This window comes from Phenylobacterium sp. CCH9-H3, from assembly GCF_001557235.1.
Classification (GTDB): Bacteria; Pseudomonadota; Alphaproteobacteria; order Caulobacterales; family Caulobacteraceae; genus Phenylobacterium.
Genome location: NZ_LSJI01000180.1, coordinates 152,501 through 172,486, shown reverse-complemented (window position 1 = coordinate 172,486; position 19,986 = coordinate 152,501). Strand labels below are relative to the sequence as shown.

The following is a 19,986-nucleotide window of genomic DNA, read 5'->3' as shown; positions in this document are numbered from 1 at the left end:
CTTCCCTACGCTTGAAGCCGGCTCAGCGCGCCAGCCAGCCGCCGTCCACGGGGACGATGGCGCCGTGCATGTAATCCGCTGCGCGGCTCGCGAGGAAGACCGCTGCGCCGGCGAGGTCCGCTGGCTGCCCCCAGCGCCCGGCCGGAATCCGGTCCAGGATCTGCCGGTTTCGGGTCTCGTCGGCCTGGAGGGCCGCGGTGTTGTTGGTGGCGAAATAGCCGGGCGCCAGGCCGTTGACGTTGATTCCCTTCCCCGCCCACTCGTTGCAGAGCAGCTTGGTCAGGCCCGCCAGGCCGCTCTTCGAGGCCGTGTACGACGGCACCCGGATGCCGCCCTGGAAGGACAGCAGCGAGACGATGTTGACGATCTTGCCGCCCCGCCCGTCCGCCACCCAGCGCTTGGCCACCGCCTGGCTGAGGAAAAAGACGGTCTTCAGGTTGGTGTCCATCACCGCGTCCCAGTCCTCTTCGGTGAAGTCGAGGCTGTCGGCCCGGCGGATGATGCCGGCGTTGTTGACCAGGATGTCCAGGCGTCCGGCTGCGGCATAGGCCTCGAAGACCACCCGCTCGATGGGCTGGGTGGTGGACAGGTCCGCGCTCACCGCATGCAGCTTGCGGCCGGTGGCGGCCACCAGCTCGGCGGTCTCGTCCGGAGCGCTGCGGCCCACGGCCACGATGTCGGCGCCGGCCTGCGCGAGGCCCACGGCGATCGCCTGACCAAGGCCCGTGTTGGCGCCGGTGACCAGGGCTGCCTGCCCCCTGAGGTCGAAGGGGTTCGCGCTCATTTCAGCTGGCAGATGTCGAGGACGTTCATGTCGGTGTAGTCGAGGTTCTCGCCGCCCATCGCCCAGATGAAGGCGTAGTTCGAGGTGCCCGAGCCCATGTGGATCGACCACGGCGGCGACATCACCGCCTCCTCGTTGGCCATCACGATGTGGCGCGCGTTGTCCGGCTCGCCCATGAAGTGGAAGACCCGGTCGTTCTCACCCAGGCCGAAGTAGAAATAGATCTCGCTGCGGCGGTCATGCAGGTGCGGCGGCATGGTGTTCCACACGCTGCCGGTGTTGAGGATCGTCAGGCCCAGCAGGAGCTGCGCCGACTTGCAGGTCTGGGGCACCACCAGCTGGTAGATCGTCCGCTCGTTCGAGGTCTCCAGCGCGCCGCGCTCCAGCGGCACGGCGTCGGCCAGGGCCAGCTTCTTGGTCTCGAAGGCCGCGTGGGCCGGGGTGGAGACGATGTAGAAGCGCGCCCCTTCCCCCTCGAAGGTCACGTCCTTGGCGCCCATGGTCACGTAGAGGCAGTCCTTCGGCGCCAGGGCATAGGCGGTCCCGTCCACCGTCACCGTGCCGGCCACGTCCGAGACGTTGATCACGCCCATCTCGCGGCGCTCAAGGAACGGATGGCCCTTGGCGCTCTCCGGCTCGGTCTGATCGGGCAGCTTGAGAGCCCCCGCGCCGGGAGCCGCGCCGCCAATCACGAAGCGTTCGTAGTGGGTGTAGTTCAGCACCACCTCGCCGGGCGCGAACAGGTCCTGGACCAGATAGCGCTGACGCAGGGTCTCGTTGTCGACGCCCTCCATCATGTCCGGATGGGTGGCGTGATAGATGCGTTTGAACACTTGCGCTCTCCCGTCAGACCAGCTCGGGCGTGCGTTCCGCCGCCGGCTCGTCGAGTTTGTAGGCCCGCTTGGGCAGGTTGTAGGCCAGGTCGACGATGGTCTCGGCCGCATCGCCCTCGTCGAGCCGATGCTCCGCCACCAGCTTCGCCAGGAAGCTCGCGTCCACGCGCCGGGCCACGTCGTGGCGCGCGGGGATCGACAGGAACGCCCGGGTGTCGTCGTTGAAGCCGACCGTGTTGTAGAAGCCCGCCGTCTCGGTGGTCTGCTCGCGGAACCGGCGCATGCCCTCGGGACTGTCGTGGAACCACCAGGCGGGCCCCAGCTTCAGCACCGGATAATGGCCGGCCAGCGGGGCCAGTTCGCGGGCGTAGACGCTCTCGTCCAGGGTGAAGACGATGATCGACAGCCGCGGGTCGTTGCCGAACCGGTCGAGCAGCGGCTTCAGCGCGCGGACGTAGTCCGTCCGCGTGGGAATGTCGGCGCCCTTGTCGCGACCGAACGCGCCGTGGAGGCCACGGTTGTGGTTGCGGAAGCTGCCCGGATGGATCTGCATGACCAGCCCGTCGTCCAGGCTCATCTTCGCCATCTCGGTCAGCATCTGGGCGCGGAACAGCTCGGCTTCGGCGGGCGTGAACGCCCCGCCCAGGACCTTGCGGAACAGGGCCTCGGCCTCGGCGTCCGACAGGTCGGCGGTCTGGGCGGTGGGATGGCCGTGGTCGGTGGAGGTCGCGCCCATCTCCATGAACGCCTGCCGGCGAATCCGGTGGGCCGCCAGGTAGCCCTTCCAGGAGCGCACGTCCTCGCCGCTGATCTCGCCGAACCGGTCGATCTCGGCCGTGAAGTCCTCGTGCTCGGGGTCCAGCACGGGATCGGGGCGATAGGCGGTGACCACCCGCCCCTTCCACCCCGAGGCGCGCATGGCCTTGTGGTGCTTTAGGGGATCGGTGGGCGCCTCGGTCGTCGCCAGCAGTTCGATGTTGAACCGCTCGAACAGCGCCCGCGGCCGGAAAGCCGGCGTGGCCAGCGCCTCGCCGATGCGGTCGAAATAGAGGTCGGCGGTCTCGGCGCTCAGGCGCACGTCGAAGCCGAACACTTCGGCGAACACATGGTCGAGCCACATGGACGAGGGCGTTCCGCGGAACAGGTGGATATTGGACGCCAGGATCCGCCACGCCGCCCGCGGATCGGCGCCGCTGGGCCCCTTGCGCGACGGCACGCCCAGGTCGTCCAGCGCGATCCCCTGCGAATAGAGCATCCGATAGAGGTAGTGGTCGGGCGCCAGCAGCAGTTCGGTGGCGTTGGGGAACGGCGCATCGCCCGCGAACCACTCGGGGTCGGTATGGCCGTGCGGGCTGATGATCGGCAGACCCTTGACCTGCGCATACAGGCGCTTCGCCACGGCCCGGATGGCGGGCTCGGCGGGGAACAGCCGGTCCGGGTTCAGCATCAGGGGCCTTGTCATCGGCCATTCCTCCCTATCGGCGCGTAGGTAACCGGTGTCATTCTGGCGTGCAAGCCAATTGCTCCCGCCGTAACGGACTAGCGCGTCCGGTCCGGATTGTCTTCTCCGGACGAAATTGACACCGGTTACCCATTCGCACAATGTGCAGCGACCTGACCGGAGAGTCCCGGCCCAAGGAAGAGAATTGCGCCGCGAAGTCCTTCGAGACGGACCGGCCGGAGGATAAGAAGCAAGTGACCGTTCCGGCGGCGAAGGCCGCGACCGCGTTTGATCCGCCGGCCGTCGCGCGCCAGTTCGTGGCCGCGCGCCTCGGCGCGCGCGCTCTTCCCGACTTCCCCGGCCCGCTGCCCGCGGACATGGACGCCGGCTACCAGGTGCAGGAACAGGCCATCGGGCTATGGCCGGACCAGGTCGCAGGCTGGAAGGTCGGCCGCATTCCGCTGGAACTCCAGGCCGAGTTGAAGGCGCAACGGGTCATGGGCCCGGTCTTCGCCCGCAACGTGCGGCAGGCCGACCCGGCCAATCCCACGCCCCTGCCCGTCATCCCGGGTGGCTTCGCGGCGGTGGAGGCCGAGTATATCTACCGCATGGGGCGCGACACGCCCGCGGACAAACTCGACTGGACGCCCGAAGAAGCTCTGGACTACGTGGGCGACCTCCTGGTCGGGGTGGAATTCGCCGGCAGCCCGCTCGCCACCATCAACGTCCTGGGCCCACGGGTCGTGGCGTCCGATTTCGGCAACAACGCCGGCCTGATCCTGGGCCGCGTGGTCCCCGGCTGGCGCGAGCGCCCGGACCTGGTCCCGCCCTGCCACGCCTATGTCCAGGGCGAACTCGTGGGCGAGGGCTCGCCGGAGTCGATTCCCGGCGGCCCCCTGGGGTCCCTGGCCTACCTGCTGGCGGCCTGCGCCGCTCGCGGTCGGCCGCTGAGGGCCGGCCAACTGGTGACGACCGGCGCGGCGAGCGGCATTCATGACATCGAGGCCGGACAAACGGCCCGCATCACCTTCGGCGACCTGGAGGAGATCCGCTGCATCGCGGTTCCCGCCGTCCCGGCCGAAGGCCCTGGAGGAGAGACCCATGACCACCGCCGCGCGGACTGACGCCGCCGACGCCACCCCCGCCGCGGTGGGGCGCTATCGCTGGGTCGTCGTCGCCCTGCTCTTCATGGCGATGGTCATCAACTACGTCGACCGGCAGACGATCGGCCTCCTGAAGGCCGACCTGACCGCCGAGTTCGGCTGGAGCGAGACCGACTACGCCGATCTCGTCCTCTACTTCCAGGCCGCATACGCCGTGGCCTATCTCGCCTGGGGCGGGATCATGGACCGCATCGGGGCCCGCTGGGGCTTCGGCATCGCGTTCCTGATCTGGCAGATCGGCCATATGGCCACCGCGGGCGCCCGCGGGTTCGGCGGTTTCATCGCCAGCCGCGTCGTCCTGGGCCTCGGCGAGGCCGGCGGCTTCCCGGCCGGCATCAAGGCGGTGGCCGAGTGGTTTCCCAAGAAGGAGCGCGCGTTCGCCACCGGCCTGTTCAACGCCGGCACCAACATCGGCGCCATCGTCACCCCCCTGCTGATCCCCGCGGTCACCCTGGCGTTCGGCTGGCAGATGACCTTCATCATCACCGGCCTGCTGGGCCTGATCTGGCTGCCGATCTGGCTCCTGGTCTATCGCCGCCCCCGCGAGCACAAGAAGGTCTCGGCGGCCGAACTGGCCCACATCGAGAGCGACCCGCCGGATCCGGTGGAAAAGGTGAAGTGGACCCGCCTGCTCGGCTACCGCGAGACCTGGGCCTATGCGATCGGGAAGTTCCTGATCGACCCGATCTGGTGGATGTTCCTGTTCTGGCTGCCCGACTTCCTCGGCAAGCGCCACGGCCTGGACCTCAAGACCTTCGGCCCGCCCCTGGTAGCCATCTACCTGCTGTCCGACGTGGGCAGCGTCGGTGGCGGCTGGCTGTCGTCACGGTTCATGAAGATGGGCTGGTCGATCAACCGGGCGCGCAAGACCACCATGCTGATCTGCGCCCTCCTCGCCGTGCCGGTCGCGGGCGCGGCCCTGGCCTCGAACCTGTGGGTCGCGGTGCTGATCATCGGTGTGGCGACGGCGGCCCACCAGGGCTTCTCGGCCAACCTCTACACCCTGCCCAGCGACGTCTTTCCCCGCTCGGCCGTGGGCTCCGTCATCGGTATCGGCGGCATGGTCGGCGCCGTGGGCGGCATGGCCATGTCGAAGTACGCCGGCTACGTCCTGGAGCAGATCGGCAGCTACACGCCCATCTTCATCCTGGCCGCCTCGGCCTACCTGCTGGCGCTGCTGGTGGTGCACCTGCTGACGCCCAAGATGGAGCCGGTGAAGCTCTGAGGCTTCGCCTCATTCGTTCGGCGGGGCTCCGGTGGAGTCCCGCACCACCAGGGACGGCAGGCGGCTCTTGGGATCGCGGCCGCCGTCGTCGCGGCCCATGAGGCGCTCCACGGCCAGGCGGCCGATCTCGCGGGTCGGCGTGCGCACGGTGGTCAGCGTGGGCCACAGGCGCGAGGCGATCTGGAAGTCGTCGAACCCGATGACGGACACATCCTCCGGCACGCGCAGCCCCGCCTGGCGCGCCGCCTGCAGGACGCCGGCGGCCATCTCGTCGTTGCCGGCGAAGATCGCCGTCGGCCGCGGCGACATGGCCAGCAGCTCGCGGCCCCGCTCGATCCCCGACTCGTAGGTATAGGCGCCCTCGACCGCATAGGCCTTCGCCAGGTGCAGGCCCCGTTCCTCCAGCGCCTCCTCGAAGCCGGAGCGCCGCTCGTGCGACGAGCGGAAAGTCGGGGGGCCCGAGACGAAGGCGATGCGCGTATGCCCCAGCTCGGCCAGGTGCGCCGCCGCCTCGCGGCCGCCAAGCCGGTCGCGGGTCTCGATCATGTGCTCCGGCCGGTCGAGGCTGACCGAGGCCACGCGGACATAGGCGCAGCCGATCTCGGCCATCAGGGCCGCGGCCCGCTCGTCCTCGGACACCGACGGCGTGAGCACGACGCCGAACAGCCGCTGGCGCTCCACGAAGCCGCGCAGGTCGGCCAGGAACGTCGGGCTGGCGCGGTCGCAGGGGTGCACCACAAGCTCGAAGCCGGACCCCTTCATGCCGTCCAGCAGGCCGAGCTGCATGTTCACGACGTACTGCGGGTTTGGATTGTCGTAGACGAGCCCGATGAGGAACGCCCGGCCATAGGCCAGGCCACGGGCCTGGGGATCGGGTGCGTAGCCCAGCTCGGCGATCACCGCCTCGATCCGCTCCCGGGTGTCGGCCCGCACGAAGGGCGAGGCGTTGATGACGCGCGAGACCGTCTTCTTCGAAACCCCGGCAAGGCGCGCGATGTCGTTGATGGTCGGCCGGCGGCGCGACTCCACGCCCCCGTCCTCAGGCGCGCGCGGTTTGCTCATAGGAGGCTTCACGGGCAGTCGGACCGATCCTTCGAACGCGCAACGCGCTATCCATATTCCCTGGCCTGCGCCGGGCCGCAACTGCAAGCCAGCCAAGCTTGAGATTTGGATGACACCGGTTACCATCGCCCGATGAGCGACCTTTCCGCAACCCTCGTGATCGACCCGCGAGACGACGTGGCCGTCGCGCTGCGCCCGGTTGCGGCCGGGGAACGGGTCGCGGAGGGCGTCGTCGCTTCGCGGGACATTCCCGCCGGGCACAAGGTGGCGCTGCGGGCGATCGCCGCCGGCGAGGCGGTGCGCAAGTACGGCTGGCCCATTGGCCAGGCCACCCAGCCCATCGCCGCCGGGGCCCACGTCCACAGCCACAACCTGGCCACGGCGCTGTCCGGTGTGGAGACCTATGCCTACGAACCGGCGCCCGCGGAGGCGCTGCCGCCCCCCTCGCCTGCCACCTTCCAGGGCTATCGCCGCGCGGACGGCCGGGTGGGCGTGCGCAACGAGATCTGGGTGCTGTGCACGGTGGGCTGTGTGGCGCGGACCGCACAGAAGATCGCCGAGGCCGCTGACCGCCGGTTCCGTGGCCTCGTCGACGGCGTCCACGCCCTCACCCACCCGTTCGGCTGCTCCCAGCTCGGCGGCGACCTCGACGCCACCCGCACGATGATCGCGGCCCTCGCGAGCCATCCCAACGCCGGCGGCGTGCTGATCCTTGGCCTCGGCTGCGAGAGCAATCAGTTGCAGACGCTGCTCGACGCTGCCCCGAACCTGGACCGTTCCCGCCTGCGCGCCTTCACGGCCCAGTCGGCCGGCGACGAGATCGAGCACGGCCTGGCGGCCGTCGCGGAGCTGGTGGCCGTCGCCGAGCACGACCGGCGCGAGCCCTGCCCCGTCTCGGACCTCGTCATCGGGGTGAAGTGTGGAGGGTCCGACGGGTTCTCCGGGTTGACCGCCAATCCCCTGGTCGGGCGCATCGCCGACAAGGTGTGCGGCTCGGGCGGAACCACGATCCTCACCGAGATCCCCGAGATCTTCGGCGCCGAACGCCTGCTGATGGCCCGCGCCGCCGACCGCGAGGTGTTCGAGGACGTCGCCGCCGTGGTCAACGACTTCAAGGGCTACTTCCTGAGCCATGGCGAGCCGGTCAGCGAGAACCCCTCCCCCGGCAACATCGAGGGCGGCATCACCACCCTCGAGGAGAAGTCGCTGGGCGCCGTGCAGAAGGGCGGCCGCGGTCCCGTGACCGAGGTGGTGCGCTATGGGGGCCAGGCGCACGAGCGGGGCGTCGTCCTTCTCGAAGCGCCGGGCAACGACGCGGTCTCATCCACGGCGCTCGCGGCCGCCGGGGCCACGGTGATCCTGTTCACCACCGGCCGCGGCACGCCGCTGGGCTTCCCCGCCCCCACGCTCAAGATCGCCACCAATTCGGGCCTGGCCCAGCGCAAGCCGCGCTGGATCGACTTCGACGCCGGCCGCATCGTCGCCGGCGAGAGCGTCGAGGCCGCCGCCGACCGGCTGATGGACCTTGTTCTCGCGACGGCCTCCGGGCAGCCCACGCGCGCCGAGGAGAACGGCGAGCGCGAGATCGCGCTCTGGAAGCGCGGCGTCACCCTCTAGATGCGCCTCTCGAACCTCACCCTCGCGCAGGTCCCCGCGCCCGTCCGCACCCCCGCCTATGACCGGGCGGCCACCCGCATCGGCGTCGTCCACTTCGGCCCGGGCGCGTTCCACCGCGCGCATCAGGCCTGGTACTTCGACCGGATGCTGGCCTGGCAGCCGGACCTGGCCATCTGCGCCGTGTCGCTCCGCAGCCCGGACGTCCGGGACGCCCTCGCCCCACAGGACGGTCTCTACGCCCTGGCGGAGAAGGAAGCCGACCCGGCCGTGCAGGTCATCGGCTCCATCGCGGAAGTTCTGGTGGCGCCGGAGGATCCGGAGGCCGTGTTCGCCCGGCTCGACCAGGCGCGCTACGTGACCTCGACCGTGACCGAGAAGGGCTACTGCCTGACGACCGGCGGCGAGCTGGACCTCGGTCACCCCGACATCCGCCGCGATCTCGACGTGACCGGCCGGCCCGTGAGTCTCGTGGGCTGGATTACCGAGGCGCTGCGTCGCCGCAGGACCGCCGGCCGGCCGCCGTTCACGACGATCAGCTGCGACAACCTCTCTGACAACGGCCTGAAGCTACGGCGCGCCGTGATCCGGTTCGCCGAGGCGCGCGGCGAGATGGACCTTGCGGCGTGGATCGACGCCGAGGCCGCCTTTCCCTCCAGCATGGTCGATTCGATCACCCCGGCGACCGACGACGCGCTGCGCGAGCAGGTCGCGGCCGCGCTTGGCCTCACCGACGCTTGGCCGGTGCAGCGGGAACGGTTCGTCCAGTGGGTGGTGGAGGACAGTCTGGGCGCCGACGCCGCCCTGTTCGCGCGCGCCGGGGTCACGGTGGCCCGGGCCGTGGCCCCGTTCGAACGGGCGAAGCTGCGGCTGTTGAACGGCGCGCATTCCACCCTTGCCTATGCGGGCCTGGATCTCGGCCACGAGACCGTCTGCGGCGCCATGGGCGACCCGCGCCTGGCCGGCTTCGTCGAGCGGATGATGCGCCAGGACGTGGCGCCCAGCCTCGCGGCCCCGGAGCTCGATGTCCCCGCCTACATCGGCGAGGTGCTGACGCGGTTCCGCAACCCCGCCATCGTCCACAAGCTGTCCCAGATCGCGTGGGATGGCTCCCAGAAGCTGCGCTTCCGCCTGTTGGAAACGGCGTCGGAGGCCCTGGCCGCCGGCCGCCGGGTGGACCGCCTGGCCGTGGGCGTCGCCGCCTGGATGTGCTTCGTGGTCCGCCAGCGCCGCGCCGGCGAGGTCCTGGTCGACCCGCTGGCCGACGTCCTGGCGGCCGTCGCGGCGTCCTGCGACGGCTCGGAGGCGGACGTGGACCGCTTCCTGGCGCTGGAGACCGTCTTTCCGCCGGTGCTGGCGGCGCAACCCCTGTTCCGCGGCGCCGTGACTAGCGCCTACGCCGACCTCGAAGCCGCGTTGCGACTCTAGGCGGCGCGTTTCAGCGCGCCCAGCCGCTCGGCGATCCGGCAGACCAGGGCGTCCGCCGAAACGCCCAGGCTGTCAGCGATGCGGCAGAACTCCAGCAGGTCGACGCGACGCTGTCCCCGCTCGATCATCGCCACGTGCGACCCGGTCTTCCCGAGGCGCGCCGCCAGCGCCCGCTGGCTCAGCCCCGCGTCTCGACGGGCGCCGATCAGCACCGCACGCACCACCTCGTACTCGTCCGAGAACACGGGGTTCGGGCGTCTGGGCGTCCGTCCGAGCGACGCCGTCATGATGTTGACACCGGTGTCAGCCAAAGGCATGTTCCCTCCACGCCTGGATTGGTTCCAAATCGGAGCGCATGATTCCAGGCTAGTATGACACCGGTGTCATGGCAACGTGCGCCGGCCGAGGACAACAAGGCCGCGAGGACGGTCACCCGGGGGCGTAGCTTCCGTGGCAGGGGAGGTATCTATGATGCGACCGGGCGAAATCCGCCTGCGCCAGCTGGTTTGCGGCGCGTCCATTCTGGCCCTGGGCATGAGCATTGCGGGCCAAGCCGCCGCTCAGACCGCGTCCGCCGCCGAACCGGCCGAGGTCGACGAGATCGTCGTCACCGGCTTCCGGCAGTCGCTTGACGCCGCCATCAACGTGAAGCGGGAAGCGGTCTCCTCCGTCGACGTCGTCGTCGCCGAGGACATCGCCAAGTTCCCTGACCAGAACCTCGCCGAGTCGCTGCAGCGGATTCCCGGCATCTCGATCCAGCGCGACGGCGGCGAAGGCCGGGCGATCACGGTCCGCGGCCTCTCCGGCCAGTTCACGCGGGTCCGAGTCAACGGCCTGGAAGCCATCGCGACTTCGACGGACGGCGCCAGCCCCAACCGCGACCGCGCCTTCGACTTCAACGTCTTCGCTTCCGAGCTCTTCAACTCCCTGGTCGTGCACAAGACCGCTGAGGCCTCGCTCGACGAAGGCTCGCTGGGCGCCGTGGTCGACCTCAACACGGGCAACCCGCTCGCCGGCAAGGACGGCCTGACCTTCGTGGCTTCGGCCCAGGGCCAGTACAACGACCTCAGCGACGACATCGGGCCCCGCCTGGCCGGCCTGGTGGCGTGGCGTTCCGAGGACGGCGTGTTCGGCGCCTCGCTCTCGGCCGCCTACACGCAGAACGACACGCTCGAGCTCGGCAACAACACCGTCCGCTGGGCGCAGGCCCGGTTCGACTCCGTCAACGGCGTCAACTGCTTCACGACGCCGAACAGCGGCGGGACCTATGTCCCGAGCGCTGGCTGCAACGCGGCGGCCCTCTCCTTCCACCCGCGCATCCCGCGCTATGGCAAGGTCGGTCACGACCGTGAGCGTCTTGGCCTGACTGGCAGCCTGCAGTGGGCGCCGACCGAGCGGACCAAGGTCTCGCTTGATGGCCTGTACTCGCGCTTCCGCGAGACCCGCACCGAGCAGTGGGCTGAAGTGCTGTTCCGCTCCAACGAGCGCGCGATCAACGTGCGGGACTTCACCATCGACCCGGCCACGAACAACATGGTGTCGGGCACGTTCGACGACGCCTGGGTGCGGACCGAAAATTACCTGCGCAAGTCGGAAACCACGTTCTATCAGTTCAGCGTCAACGCGAGCCACGAGTTCACCGACAACTTCCGGGGCAACATCCTCGCGGGGATCTCCAAGTCCGACGCCGACATTCCCGTGGAGACGACCTTCGTCTTCGACGACCGCGACGCCCAGGGTTACCGCTACGACTACACGGACTCCCGCAGCCCGCTCCTCACGTTCGGCACCAGCGTGACCGACCCGGCGAACTTCCAGCTCGCCGAGCTGCGCGACCGGCCTTCGAACAACACGAACAAGTACAAGACCGTGTCCGGGAACATCGAATGGGATGTCACGGATGGCATCCAGATCGTGGCTGGGGCGGTCTACCGTCGCTTCGACTTCGACCTCGAGGCCTACACCCGCGACACCGTCGTCTGCCCGACCCGCACGACTGCGGGCCCGGACTCCGTGTTGGGGACCATCACCTGCACGCCGTCGAGCGTGTTCGGCGCCAGCGCGGTCTACGGCTACCGCGCCACCGCGGCGCTCAGCCGCACGGTGAACCTGGGCAACGCTGGGCAGCCGTCGGGAACCACCACGACGTGGATCGTGCCGGACATCGACGCCGCGGCGGCCTTCACGGGCCTGTACGGCCGGACCGCCGCCATCGACGCCGGCAACATCCGCTCGGTCCGCGAGGAAGACACCGGCGGCTTCGTGCAGGGCAACTTCAAGGGTGAGATCGGCGGCCTGCGCTTCGCCGCCAACGCCGGCCTGCGTTACATGGAGACCGACCAGTCCTCGACCGGCCTGAACAGCGGCGTCGAGGTGACGGCCAAGCGCAAGTATCACGACTGGCTCCCGGCCGTGAACCTGGCCGTATTCCCCACGGAAGAGCTGATCATCCGCGCGGCGGCCGCCGAGGTGATGACGCGGCCAAGCCTGCCTCAACTGACGCCTGGCGGCACGGTCGACGGCTTCAACTACCGCGTCAACTTCGGGAACCCGAACCTGGATCCCTTCCGGGCCAAGGCCTACGACGTGGCGTTGGAATGGTACTTCGCGCCGCAGGCGCTCGCTTCGATCGCGGTGTTCAAGAAGGACATCCAGTCGTTCCCGCTCGCGGTCACGCGGACCGGCACCTTCGCTTCCACCGGGCTCCCGACGTCGGTGATCAACCCGAGCTCGCCCGCGGCGTCCAACCCCGAGGGGCAGGCCTGGACGATCTCGTCGATCGAGAACGGCAGCGGCGGCAGCTTGAAAGGCGTCGAACTGGCGATCCAGGCGCCGTTCACCTTCCTGCCCGGCTTCTGGGCCAACTTCGGCGGGATCGCCAACGCCACGTTCGTCGACTCCAACGTCACATACCGGGTCACCGGACCGGCGATCACGCCGGGCGGCGGCAACCCCGGCTCGGATGTGGACTCCACGCTCTATGGTCTCGCCAAGCGCGCCTACAACGCCACGCTCTATTATGAAGAAGGCAAGTTCAGCGCCCGCGCCTCGATCGCCTACCGGTCGGGCTTCGTCGACAACGCCAGCGCGACGGGGAACATCTTCGAGGGCTACAACTCGTCGGTGAACGTCGACGCCTCGGTGAAGTATCGCGTGACCGAGCAGCTCGAGCTGTCGCTGGAAGGGATCAACCTGACCGACGACTACCGCGACCGCTACGTCGATAAGGAAGCCAACCGGGCGTACGAGAACAACCACTTCGGCCGCACGATCATCTTCGGCGTCCGCTACCGGATGTAGGCTCGAAGGCCGCCAAGCCTTCCAAAACGCAGATCAGGCCGGGCGATCCTTCGCCCGGCCTTTTTTGCGCGCCCGGTCTGCCTGTCCAGCTGTCGGCCGCGTCACGGGTTCTGCGTCGAGTTCTGAATCGGCTGGGTGTAGTCCGGGTCCAGGGCCAGGTTCAGCAGGTGCGCCAGGCGGAACCCCGCCAGCCTCACCCGGTCCTGGGCAATCCGGTCGAACGCCCGCAGATAGGCTTGATCGATCCGCAGCTTTCCGGTGGGCGGCGCTCCGGACACGCATGTGCCGCCCGCCGGGGCGCAGTAGAGGGCCGCCGGGGTGATGGTGATCTGATAGGACTCGTCCGCCCAGTTCGTCGGGTCGCCGGCGACCAGCGACCGCTCCTCCGTCACGGTCGTGTTCGCCAGGAGCGTATCGACGGCGCGGTAAGTGATCGTGTTTGGTCCCCAGGTGCTCTTGAAGTCCGCCCGCAACCTCACGCGCTGGAACATCCCGGCCTGCAGCAGGCAGTTGTCCCAGACCGAGTGGAGGTTCTTCGGGCGCGACCCGCCGCTGCAGCCGCCGGCGACGCTGACCTCTATGCCGTTTCCGCCGGCGTCATCTTTGAACGACACATGGAGCGGCTGATGGATGTCGCCGATCCAGTGCCCGACCGCCATCAGCGCGAACACCCGATCCTCCCGGCTTTTCGTCGCGTCCTTCAGCGTCGAGAGGTCGCGCCGGATCCCTTCCAGGATGCAAGACCCCGTCCCCGGACAGGCCGAGGCGGTGATTGCCGGTACCGTTCGGTCCACATTGATGAAGTGGTCGGAGGCGTGCTTCCGCGGCCTTGCGTCCTCTTCCAGGCAGCCCAGGTTGAACGAGGTGTAACGCCGCAGCTCGACCCCGTCGCGGCTCTGCACGACCGTCCCGCCGCGGCGGGATTGCAGCAGCTCGTTCAGCGCAGCCCGCGCCGTCGGCGTCAAGTTGCGGTACGCCAGGTCGCAGACCGTCAGGTGGCCGAGGGCGCCCCAGGCCTTGGCTGGACTCGGAGCCAGCAGGTGCGCCGCACCGATCGCCAGCCCGAACAGGATCATCGTCAACAGCCGCATTTGCCGCCCCCATGCCGCAGACCATCGGTCACGGAACACTGGTTCTGGTGGAGCAGATGTCAAGCAAAGCGCGGAGGTTGTAGTCCTCGCGGGCGATCAACAGCGCTTGATCGCCGTTCAGTCCGTCGGCGGCTCGGTGGGTGACGGCGCCTGGACCGGCTGCGGCGCGTCCGCCTGCGCCGCCACCTCGACGGGCGGGGCCGGGACAGGCGCAGGCGGGCCGGGCGGGATCGCCTGCGCCGGGACGCGCTTCAGCGCCGTGGTCATGAAGCTGCGCCACATCTCGGCCGGGGCGGTGGCCCCGCTGATCCGGGCCATGGGCCGGGCATCGTCGCGTCCCATCCAGGCGCAGGCCGCAAAGCCGCCCGTGTAGCCGCAGAACCAGGCGTCCTTGTAGTCGGACGTGGTCCCCGTCTTTCCCGCCAGTTCATACCCAGGCACAACGGCGCGGCCGCCGGTGCCGGAGACCATGACCGTCCGCAGCATCCGATTGAGATCGCTGAGCGCCGGGTTGGCGATCGCCTGGACGGCTGCGGGCGGCCGCTTCTGGTAGATGACGGTTCCGCCCTGCCGAATGCGGTCGATCCCGTAGGCCTGCACCCGCGCGCCGCCGTTGGAGAACGCCGCATAGGCCTGGGTCATCTCCAGCGGCGACACCAGCGTCGTGCCGAGCGACATGGCGGGATCCGTGTTCACGGCCGAGGCGATGCCGATGCGGCGGGCGGTGGCGGCCACCTGCGGGCGGCCCACCTCGTCGGCCAGGCGGGCCGCCACGGTATTGACCGACTTGGCCAGCGCGGTCTCCAGAGTGATCGGGCCGAGGTAGCTGCCCACCTCATAGTTGCTGGGCGTCCAGCCGTTGATCGTCACCGGCTCGTCTACGACCGGGGTCTCGGGCGTACGCCCCTGCTCCAGCGCCGTCAGATAGACGAACGGCTTCCAGGCCGACCCTGCCTGTCGCCGCGCGCTGACCGCGCGATTGTAGGGCGCGGCCGCATGGTCCGTGCCGCCCACGAGCGCCCTCACCCGACCAGAGCCGTCCATGGCCACGATCGCCGCCTGTTCGGCCGCCTGCGCCTTGTAGCGGGCCGTAACGCTGCGCGCCGCCTCGCCCGCAGCGCGCTCCATGGTCTGGTCCAGGGTCGTCTCGACGACGAGATCGCGGGTCAGCTTCGGGACCATCCGGCGCACCTCGCCGTCTACCCAGTCGACGAAATACTGCGACGGGCCGGCCGGCGGCGTCTTCCACACCTTCGGCTTCTGGGCCGCGGCCTTGGCGCGCTGCGCGGGCGTGATCGCGCCGGTCTCGACCATGGCGGCCAGCACCAGGTTGGCCCGCTCCAGGCATCGCTCGGGCTGGTCCACCGGACTGTAGCCGGTCGGCGACTTCAGCACCCCAGCCAGCATGGCCGCTTCCTTGATCGAGAGCTTCGCCGCCGGCTTGTTGAAGTAGCGCTGGGCGGCCGCCTCCAATCCGTAGGCGCCGGCGCCGAAATAGACGCGGCTGAGATAGAGGCCGAGGATCTGTTTCTTGCTGTAGGTGCGCTCGAGCTCGACGGCATAGACCAGCTCGGTCGCCTTGCGCTCCAGCGTCCGTTCCTGGGTGAGGAACAGATTGCGGGCCAGTTGCTGGGTGATCGTCGAGGCGCCCTGGGTCGCCCGCCCCTCGCTCAGCCCCGCCACCACGGCCCGCGCTATGCCCCGCGGATCGAAGCCCGTGTGCTCGTAGAAGCGCCGGTCCTCGATGGCGACGAAGGCGGCCGGTATGTGGGCAGGCAGCTTGCCGATATCCACCGGCGGTCCATACCGCCCGCCGCGCACGCCGATCAGGCCGCCGTTGCGGTCGAGGTAGGTGATCTGCGGCGCCCGCTCGATCGGCGGCATGCGCGGCAACTCGGGCGCCTGCGCGAACTGCAGGGACGAGGCGGCGATAAGGGACAACAAGGCTTATGCGGCTCCTGGAGCGCAATCCGCCGAAGTGGAAGCTGGTTCGGCGACGAGATTGCGCTCAAAATCAAAGAGTGGGCGAAGCTCCCTCAAGCCCGCCCTTGCGGCTCTTGTGTGTCCCGCCCCGTCGGTGGGGCCAAGATAATTCGCGGTAATGGGAGGCGGCTGCGCAGCAACCGGATGCGGTCTGCACGCCGCCTCCACGGTTTCAGAGCTCTATGAAGCTCTGGAACCCGCCGAAGATCATCCGCTTGCCGTCGAACGGCATCTGGTCGGGGCTCTTGAGGCGCTCGTCCGCCATGACCTTGGCCATCACCGCGTCGCGCGTGGCGCGGTCGGCATAGGTGACCCAGGAGAACACCACGACCTCGTCGTCCTTCGCCTGGACGGCGCGGGGAAAGGACGTCAGTTCGCCGTACGGCACGTCGTCGCCGATCGTCTCGACGTAGCTGAGCGCGCCGTGCTCCATCCACACGTCGCCCGCCGTCCGGGCCATGGCCTTGTAGGCCTCGATGTTGGCCTTCGGCACCGCGAGCACGAAACCATCGACATAGGGCATCGGGATCCTCCATTCGTTTCCGCGCATCCTAAGACGCAGAAGGCGGCGAATGTCCGACATCGCGAAACAGAATGTTTCGCCGGCGGTTCCTTGCTGGCAGATGCCCGTGACGTAAGGTTACGGACCTGGATTCGGGGATAGAAAAGGAAACCGTGTGGCTGAAGCGATCCGACGGCGCCGACGGGTGAAGATCGTCGCTACGATCGGGCCGGCGTCCTCCAGCGCCGAGCGGCTCGAGGAGCTGTTTCGCACCGGCGCGGACGTCTTCCGCCTGAACTTCAGCCATGGCGCCCAGGAGGGCCACGCCGAGGTCATCCAGCGGATCCGAAAGGTCGAGAAGAAGACCGGCCGGCCAATCGGCATCCTGGCCGACCTGCAGGGACCCAAGCTGCGCGTAGGCCGCTTCGCCGGGGGCGGCGTCGTGCTGCAATGGGGCCGAACCCTGCGCCTGGACCTCCAGGAGCGGCCGGGCGATGGCCAGCGGGTGCAACTGCCGCACCCCGAGATCATGACGGCGGCCGGCCCAGGCTCGGTGCTGCTGCTCGATGACGGGCGGGTGCGCCTGGAAGTGACGCGCCAGACGCCGGAATTCCTGGACACGCGGGTGATCGTCGGTGGCCGGCTGTCGGACCACAAGGGCGTGAACCTGCCGGGCCTGACGCTGCCCATTCCCGCACTTACCAAGAAGGACCGCTCTGACCTGGCCTTCGCCCTGGATCACGGCTGCGACTGGATCGGCCTGTCGTTCGTCCAACGGCCCGAAGACGTGTCCGAGGCGCGCGAGCTGGTTGGCGACCGCGCCTTCATCCTGTCGAAGATCGAAAAGCCGGGCGCCCTCGCCTCGATCGACGAGGTCTTGCGCCTGTCGGACGCCATCATGGTGGCCCGCGGCGACCTGGGCGTCGAACTGCCGGCCGAGGACGTGCCGCTGATCCAGAAGCGCCTGATCCGGGCCGCCCACCGCTACGGCCGGCCTGTCGTGGTGGCGACCCAGATGATGGAGAGCATGATCGAGAACCCGACGCCCACCCGGGCGGAGGCGTCTGACGTCGCGACCGCCGTCTTCGACGGGGCTGACGCGGTGATGCTCTCGGCCGAGAGCGCCACGGGCAAGTATCCGGTCGAGACCGTCCGGATGATGGATCGCATCATCGCCCGCACCGAGGACGACGACGACCTGAAGGCCGCCCGGGCCGCCATGCGCCCGACGCCGGAAAAGTCGGCCGGGGACGCCATCTGCGCCGCCGCCCGCCAGGTCGCCGAGACGATCGACGCCAAGGCGGTCACCGCCTTCTCATTGTCGGGCCGCACCGCGATGCGGATCGCCCGCGAGCGTCCCGACGTCCCGATCCTGGGACTGACGCCGAGCCTCGAGACCGCCCGTCGGCTCGCCCTGGTCTGGGGCGTGCACGCCCTGACCTCGGAGACCACCCACACCATGACCGAGACCGTGGCCCAGGCGGCGACCCTCGCCCTGAAGAGCGGCTTCGCCAAGCGGCGCGAGGAGATCGTGGTCATCGCTGGCGTGCCATTCGGCCGCTCCGGGGGCACCAATTCGCTCCGCGTCGCCCAAGTCACCTGAGGATCCCTTGACGGACGTGGTCCGTGGCCACAGGCTCGGCGCCAGTTTCAGGGAGCATCACATGCGGCTGTTCGCCCTCGTCTCCGGCCTCGCGGCGCTGGCCGCCACGCCTAGCCTGGCGCTGACGATCTCGTCCGCGCCGCCCAGCCGCGACGCCGCGCAGCACCTGAAGCCAGCCGATGGCGCTGCGCCGCGCCTGCAGGACGGATGGGCTGGCGGCGGACGGCCGGCGGCGACTCCCGCGCCCGCGTCAGGGTTCTCCGGAAGCGCGGTCGTCGGCGAGACGACGACCTACGGCTTCGGCGGCGTCCGGACGACGATCCGCGGCGGCCAATACGAGCCCATGTGGACCCGCGAGCGGCGGGAAACGCCCGCGCCGCTCGGCCTGTCGCCGCGGCGTTGAGGGTGCCGGGGCCGCGACGCCGGCCCCTAGGACCGACCGGAACGCCGGACAACAAAAAAGCCCCGCGTCGCCGCAGGGCTTCTTCGAATGTTTGGGTGCGGGAACAGGATTTGAACCTGTGACCTTCAGGTTATGAGCCTGACGAGCTACCGGGCTGCTCCATCCCGCGTCAAACCTTGGATGGCATCGTGAATTGAAGGGTTCTGGATCCTGATCCGCTTGGTAGACCTGGCGGCGACCTACTCTCCCGCGCCTTAAGACGAAGTACCATCGGCTCTGAGAAGCTTAACGACCGAGTTCGGGATGGGATCGGGTGGGGACTTCTCGACAAAGCCACCAGGTCAACGAAGCGGATCAGATGGAGAAGACATCAATGTCTGCACAAAGCGCGCATGAATTTTACTAAGAACGATCAAGCCGATCGAGCGATTAGTACCAGTAAGCTCCATGCCTCGCGGCACTTCCACACCTGGCCTATCAACGTGGTGGTCTACCACGGCTCTCGGCGAAGCCTTGTTTTGAGGTTAGTTTCCCGCTTAGATGCTTTCAGCGGTTATCTATTCCACACTTAGCTACCCTGCTGCGCGGCTGGCGCCACGACAGGTCCACCAGAGGTGTGTCCATCCCGGTCCTCTCGTACTAGGGACAGATCCTCTCAAGCTTCGTACACCCACGGCAGATAGGGACCAAACTGTCTCACGACGTTCTGAACCCAGCTCACGTACCACTTTAATCGGCGAACAGCCGAACCCTTGGGACCTGCTCCAGCCCCAGGATGTGATGAGCCGACATCGAGGTGCCAAACTTTGCCGTCGCTGTGGACGCTTGGGCAAAATCAGCCTGTTATCCCTAGAGTACCTTTTATCCGTTGAGCGATGGCCCTTCCATACAGAACCACCGGATCACTATGGCCGACTTTCGTCTCTGTTCGACTTGTCAGTCTCACAGTCAGGCGGGCTTATGCCATTGCACTCGACGAGCGATTTCCGACCGCTCTGAGCCCACCATCGCGCGCCTCCGTTACACTTTGGGAGGCGACCGCCCCAGTCAAACTGCCCGCCACGCCATGTCCCGGATCCGGATAACGGACCTCGGTTAGACGTCAACGACAACAAGGGTGGTATTTCAAGGTTGGCTCCACCAGAGCTGGCGCCCCGGTTTCATAGCCTCCCACCTATCCTACACATGTTGTCGCTAACGCCAAGGCGAAGCTGCAGTAAAGGTTCATAGGGTCTTTCCGTCTGACCGCGGGAACCCCGCATCTTCACGGGGAATTCAATTTCGCTGAGCCTATGCTGGAGACAGTGGGGAAGTCGTTACGCCATTCGTGCAGGTCGGAACTTACCCGACAAGGAATTTCGCTACCTTAGGACCGTTATAGTTACGGCCGCCGTTTACCGGGGCTTCAATTCGGAGCTTGCACCCCTCCTTTTAACCTTCCGGCACCGGGCAGGCGTCAGACCCTATACTTCACCTTACGGTTTAGCAGAGCCCTGTGTTTTTGATAAACAGTCGCTACCCCCTGGCCTGTGCCACTCAGTCTTGCTTGCGCAA

15 protein-coding genes, 1 tRNA gene and 2 rRNA genes (1 of these 18 running past the window's edge) are annotated in these 19,986 nt (G+C 68.4%); 7 read left to right on the top strand and 11 right to left on the bottom strand.

What is annotated here, in order from left to right:
- Nucleotides 1-22: 22 nt before the first annotated feature.
- From kduD to uxaC, 3 genes are read right to left on the bottom strand one after another with little or no spacing between them, the layout of a single operon-like run.
- Entirely contained in the window at nucleotides 23-784 is a 762-nt protein-coding gene (gene kduD, locus AX721_RS16680; RefSeq protein ID WP_068877111.1) for a 2-dehydro-3-deoxy-D-gluconate 5-dehydrogenase KduD, read from the bottom strand.
- A complete protein-coding gene (gene kduI / locus AX721_RS16675) occupies nucleotides 781-1,617 on the bottom strand; it encodes a 5-dehydro-4-deoxy-D-glucuronate isomerase (RefSeq protein ID WP_068877110.1) in 837 nt (278 codons plus the stop codon). The genes kduD and kduI overlap by 4 nt, the downstream gene beginning before the upstream one ends.
- A 13-nt stretch (nucleotides 1,618-1,630) precedes the next feature.
- Nucleotides 1,631-3,079 carry a glucuronate isomerase gene (gene uxaC, locus AX721_RS16670; protein ID WP_068877109.1) on the bottom strand — a complete coding sequence of 483 codons (1,449 nt, stop codon included), beginning with the start codon at nucleotides 3,077-3,079 and terminating at the stop codon, nucleotides 1,631-1,633.
- Between the two features lie 233 nt (nucleotides 3,080-3,312).
- Between uxaC and AX721_RS16665 the strand changes: the two genes are divergently transcribed.
- Complete coding sequence (locus AX721_RS16665; RefSeq protein ID WP_068877147.1) at nucleotides 3,313-4,182, top strand: 2-keto-4-pentenoate hydratase; 870 nt, start codon at nucleotides 3,313-3,315, stop codon at nucleotides 4,180-4,182.
- The gene (locus AX721_RS16660; protein ID WP_068877108.1) at nucleotides 4,160-5,446 is read left to right on the top strand and encodes an MFS transporter; all 1,287 of its coding nucleotides are present in this window, start codon (nucleotides 4,160-4,162) and stop codon (nucleotides 5,444-5,446) included. Before AX721_RS16665 ends, AX721_RS16660 begins: the two co-directional genes overlap by 23 nt.
- A 9-nt stretch (nucleotides 5,447-5,455) precedes the next feature.
- Here AX721_RS16660 and AX721_RS16655 read toward each other — a convergent pair whose 3' ends face one another.
- Complete coding sequence (locus AX721_RS16655) at nucleotides 5,456-6,508, bottom strand: LacI family DNA-binding transcriptional regulator (RefSeq protein WP_068877107.1); 1,053 nt, start codon at nucleotides 6,506-6,508, stop codon at nucleotides 5,456-5,458.
- A 132-nt stretch (nucleotides 6,509-6,640) separates the two neighbouring features.
- Between AX721_RS16655 and AX721_RS16650 the strand changes: the two genes are divergently transcribed.
- Both AX721_RS16650 and AX721_RS16645 read left to right on the top strand, forming a co-directional pair.
- Complete coding sequence (locus tag AX721_RS16650; RefSeq protein WP_068877106.1) at nucleotides 6,641-8,125, top strand: UxaA family hydrolase; 1,485 nt, start codon at nucleotides 6,641-6,643, stop codon at nucleotides 8,123-8,125.
- Nucleotides 8,126-9,550 carry a mannitol dehydrogenase family protein gene (locus AX721_RS16645; protein ID WP_068877105.1) on the top strand — a complete coding sequence of 475 codons (1,425 nt, stop codon included), beginning with the start codon at nucleotides 8,126-8,128 and terminating at the stop codon, nucleotides 9,548-9,550. It abuts the gene before it with no gap.
- On the opposite strand, the gene AX721_RS16640 is transcribed toward AX721_RS16645, so the two are convergent.
- Nucleotides 9,547-9,861 (bottom strand): helix-turn-helix domain-containing protein, encoded by a 315-nt coding sequence (locus AX721_RS16640; protein WP_231733395.1) that lies wholly within the window; start codon nucleotides 9,859-9,861, stop codon nucleotides 9,547-9,549. The two genes, AX721_RS16645 and AX721_RS16640, sit on opposite strands and share 4 nt — an antisense overlap.
- Nucleotides 9,862-10,018: 157 nt before the next feature.
- On the opposite strand from AX721_RS16640, the gene AX721_RS16635 reads away from it, so the two are divergent.
- Nucleotides 10,019-12,850, top strand: a complete 2,832-nt coding sequence (locus AX721_RS16635) for a TonB-dependent receptor (protein ID WP_068877104.1) — start codon at nucleotides 10,019-10,021, stop codon at nucleotides 12,848-12,850.
- Between the two features lie 101 nt (nucleotides 12,851-12,951).
- Here the strand turns inward: AX721_RS16635 and AX721_RS16630 are convergent, their stop codons facing one another.
- The 3 genes from AX721_RS16630 to AX721_RS16620 form a co-directional block, all read right to left on the bottom strand.
- On the bottom strand, nucleotides 12,952-13,941 hold the full coding sequence (locus AX721_RS16630) for a S1/P1 nuclease (protein WP_068877103.1): 990 nt from the start codon (nucleotides 13,939-13,941) through the stop codon (nucleotides 12,952-12,954).
- A 117-nt stretch (nucleotides 13,942-14,058) separates the two neighbouring features.
- Nucleotides 14,059-15,885 (bottom strand): transglycosylase domain-containing protein, encoded by a 1,827-nt coding sequence (locus AX721_RS16625; protein ID WP_082769862.1) that lies wholly within the window; start codon nucleotides 15,883-15,885, stop codon nucleotides 14,059-14,061.
- Between the two features lie 211 nt (nucleotides 15,886-16,096).
- A complete protein-coding gene (locus AX721_RS16620) occupies nucleotides 16,097-16,447 on the bottom strand; it encodes a DUF1428 domain-containing protein (RefSeq protein ID WP_068877102.1) in 351 nt (116 codons plus the stop codon).
- A 166-nt stretch (nucleotides 16,448-16,613) separates the two neighbouring features.
- Between AX721_RS16620 and pyk the strand changes: the two genes are divergently transcribed.
- Together pyk and AX721_RS16610 are read left to right on the top strand one after the other, a co-directional pair.
- Nucleotides 16,614-18,029, top strand: coding sequence for a pyruvate kinase (pyk, locus tag AX721_RS16615; protein WP_197422615.1), 1,416 nt, complete (start codon nucleotides 16,614-16,616; stop codon nucleotides 18,027-18,029).
- Nucleotides 18,030-18,090: 61 nt separating this feature from the next.
- Complete coding sequence (locus AX721_RS16610; protein WP_068877100.1) at nucleotides 18,091-18,432, top strand: hypothetical protein; 342 nt, start codon at nucleotides 18,091-18,093, stop codon at nucleotides 18,430-18,432.
- Nucleotides 18,433-18,524: 92 nt separating this feature from the next.
- Here AX721_RS16610 and AX721_RS16605 read toward each other — a convergent pair.
- The 3 genes from AX721_RS16605 to AX721_RS16595 all read right to left on the bottom strand — a co-directional run.
- Nucleotides 18,525-18,601: transfer RNA gene (locus AX721_RS16605), tRNA-Met, on the bottom strand.
- Between the two features lie 57 nt (nucleotides 18,602-18,658).
- Nucleotides 18,659-18,773: ribosomal RNA gene (gene rrf / locus AX721_RS16600) — 5S ribosomal RNA — on the bottom strand.
- 67 nt (nucleotides 18,774-18,840) lie between these two features.
- Nucleotides 18,841-19,986: ribosomal RNA gene (locus AX721_RS16595) — 23S ribosomal RNA — on the bottom strand; it runs 1,641 nt beyond the window's last position.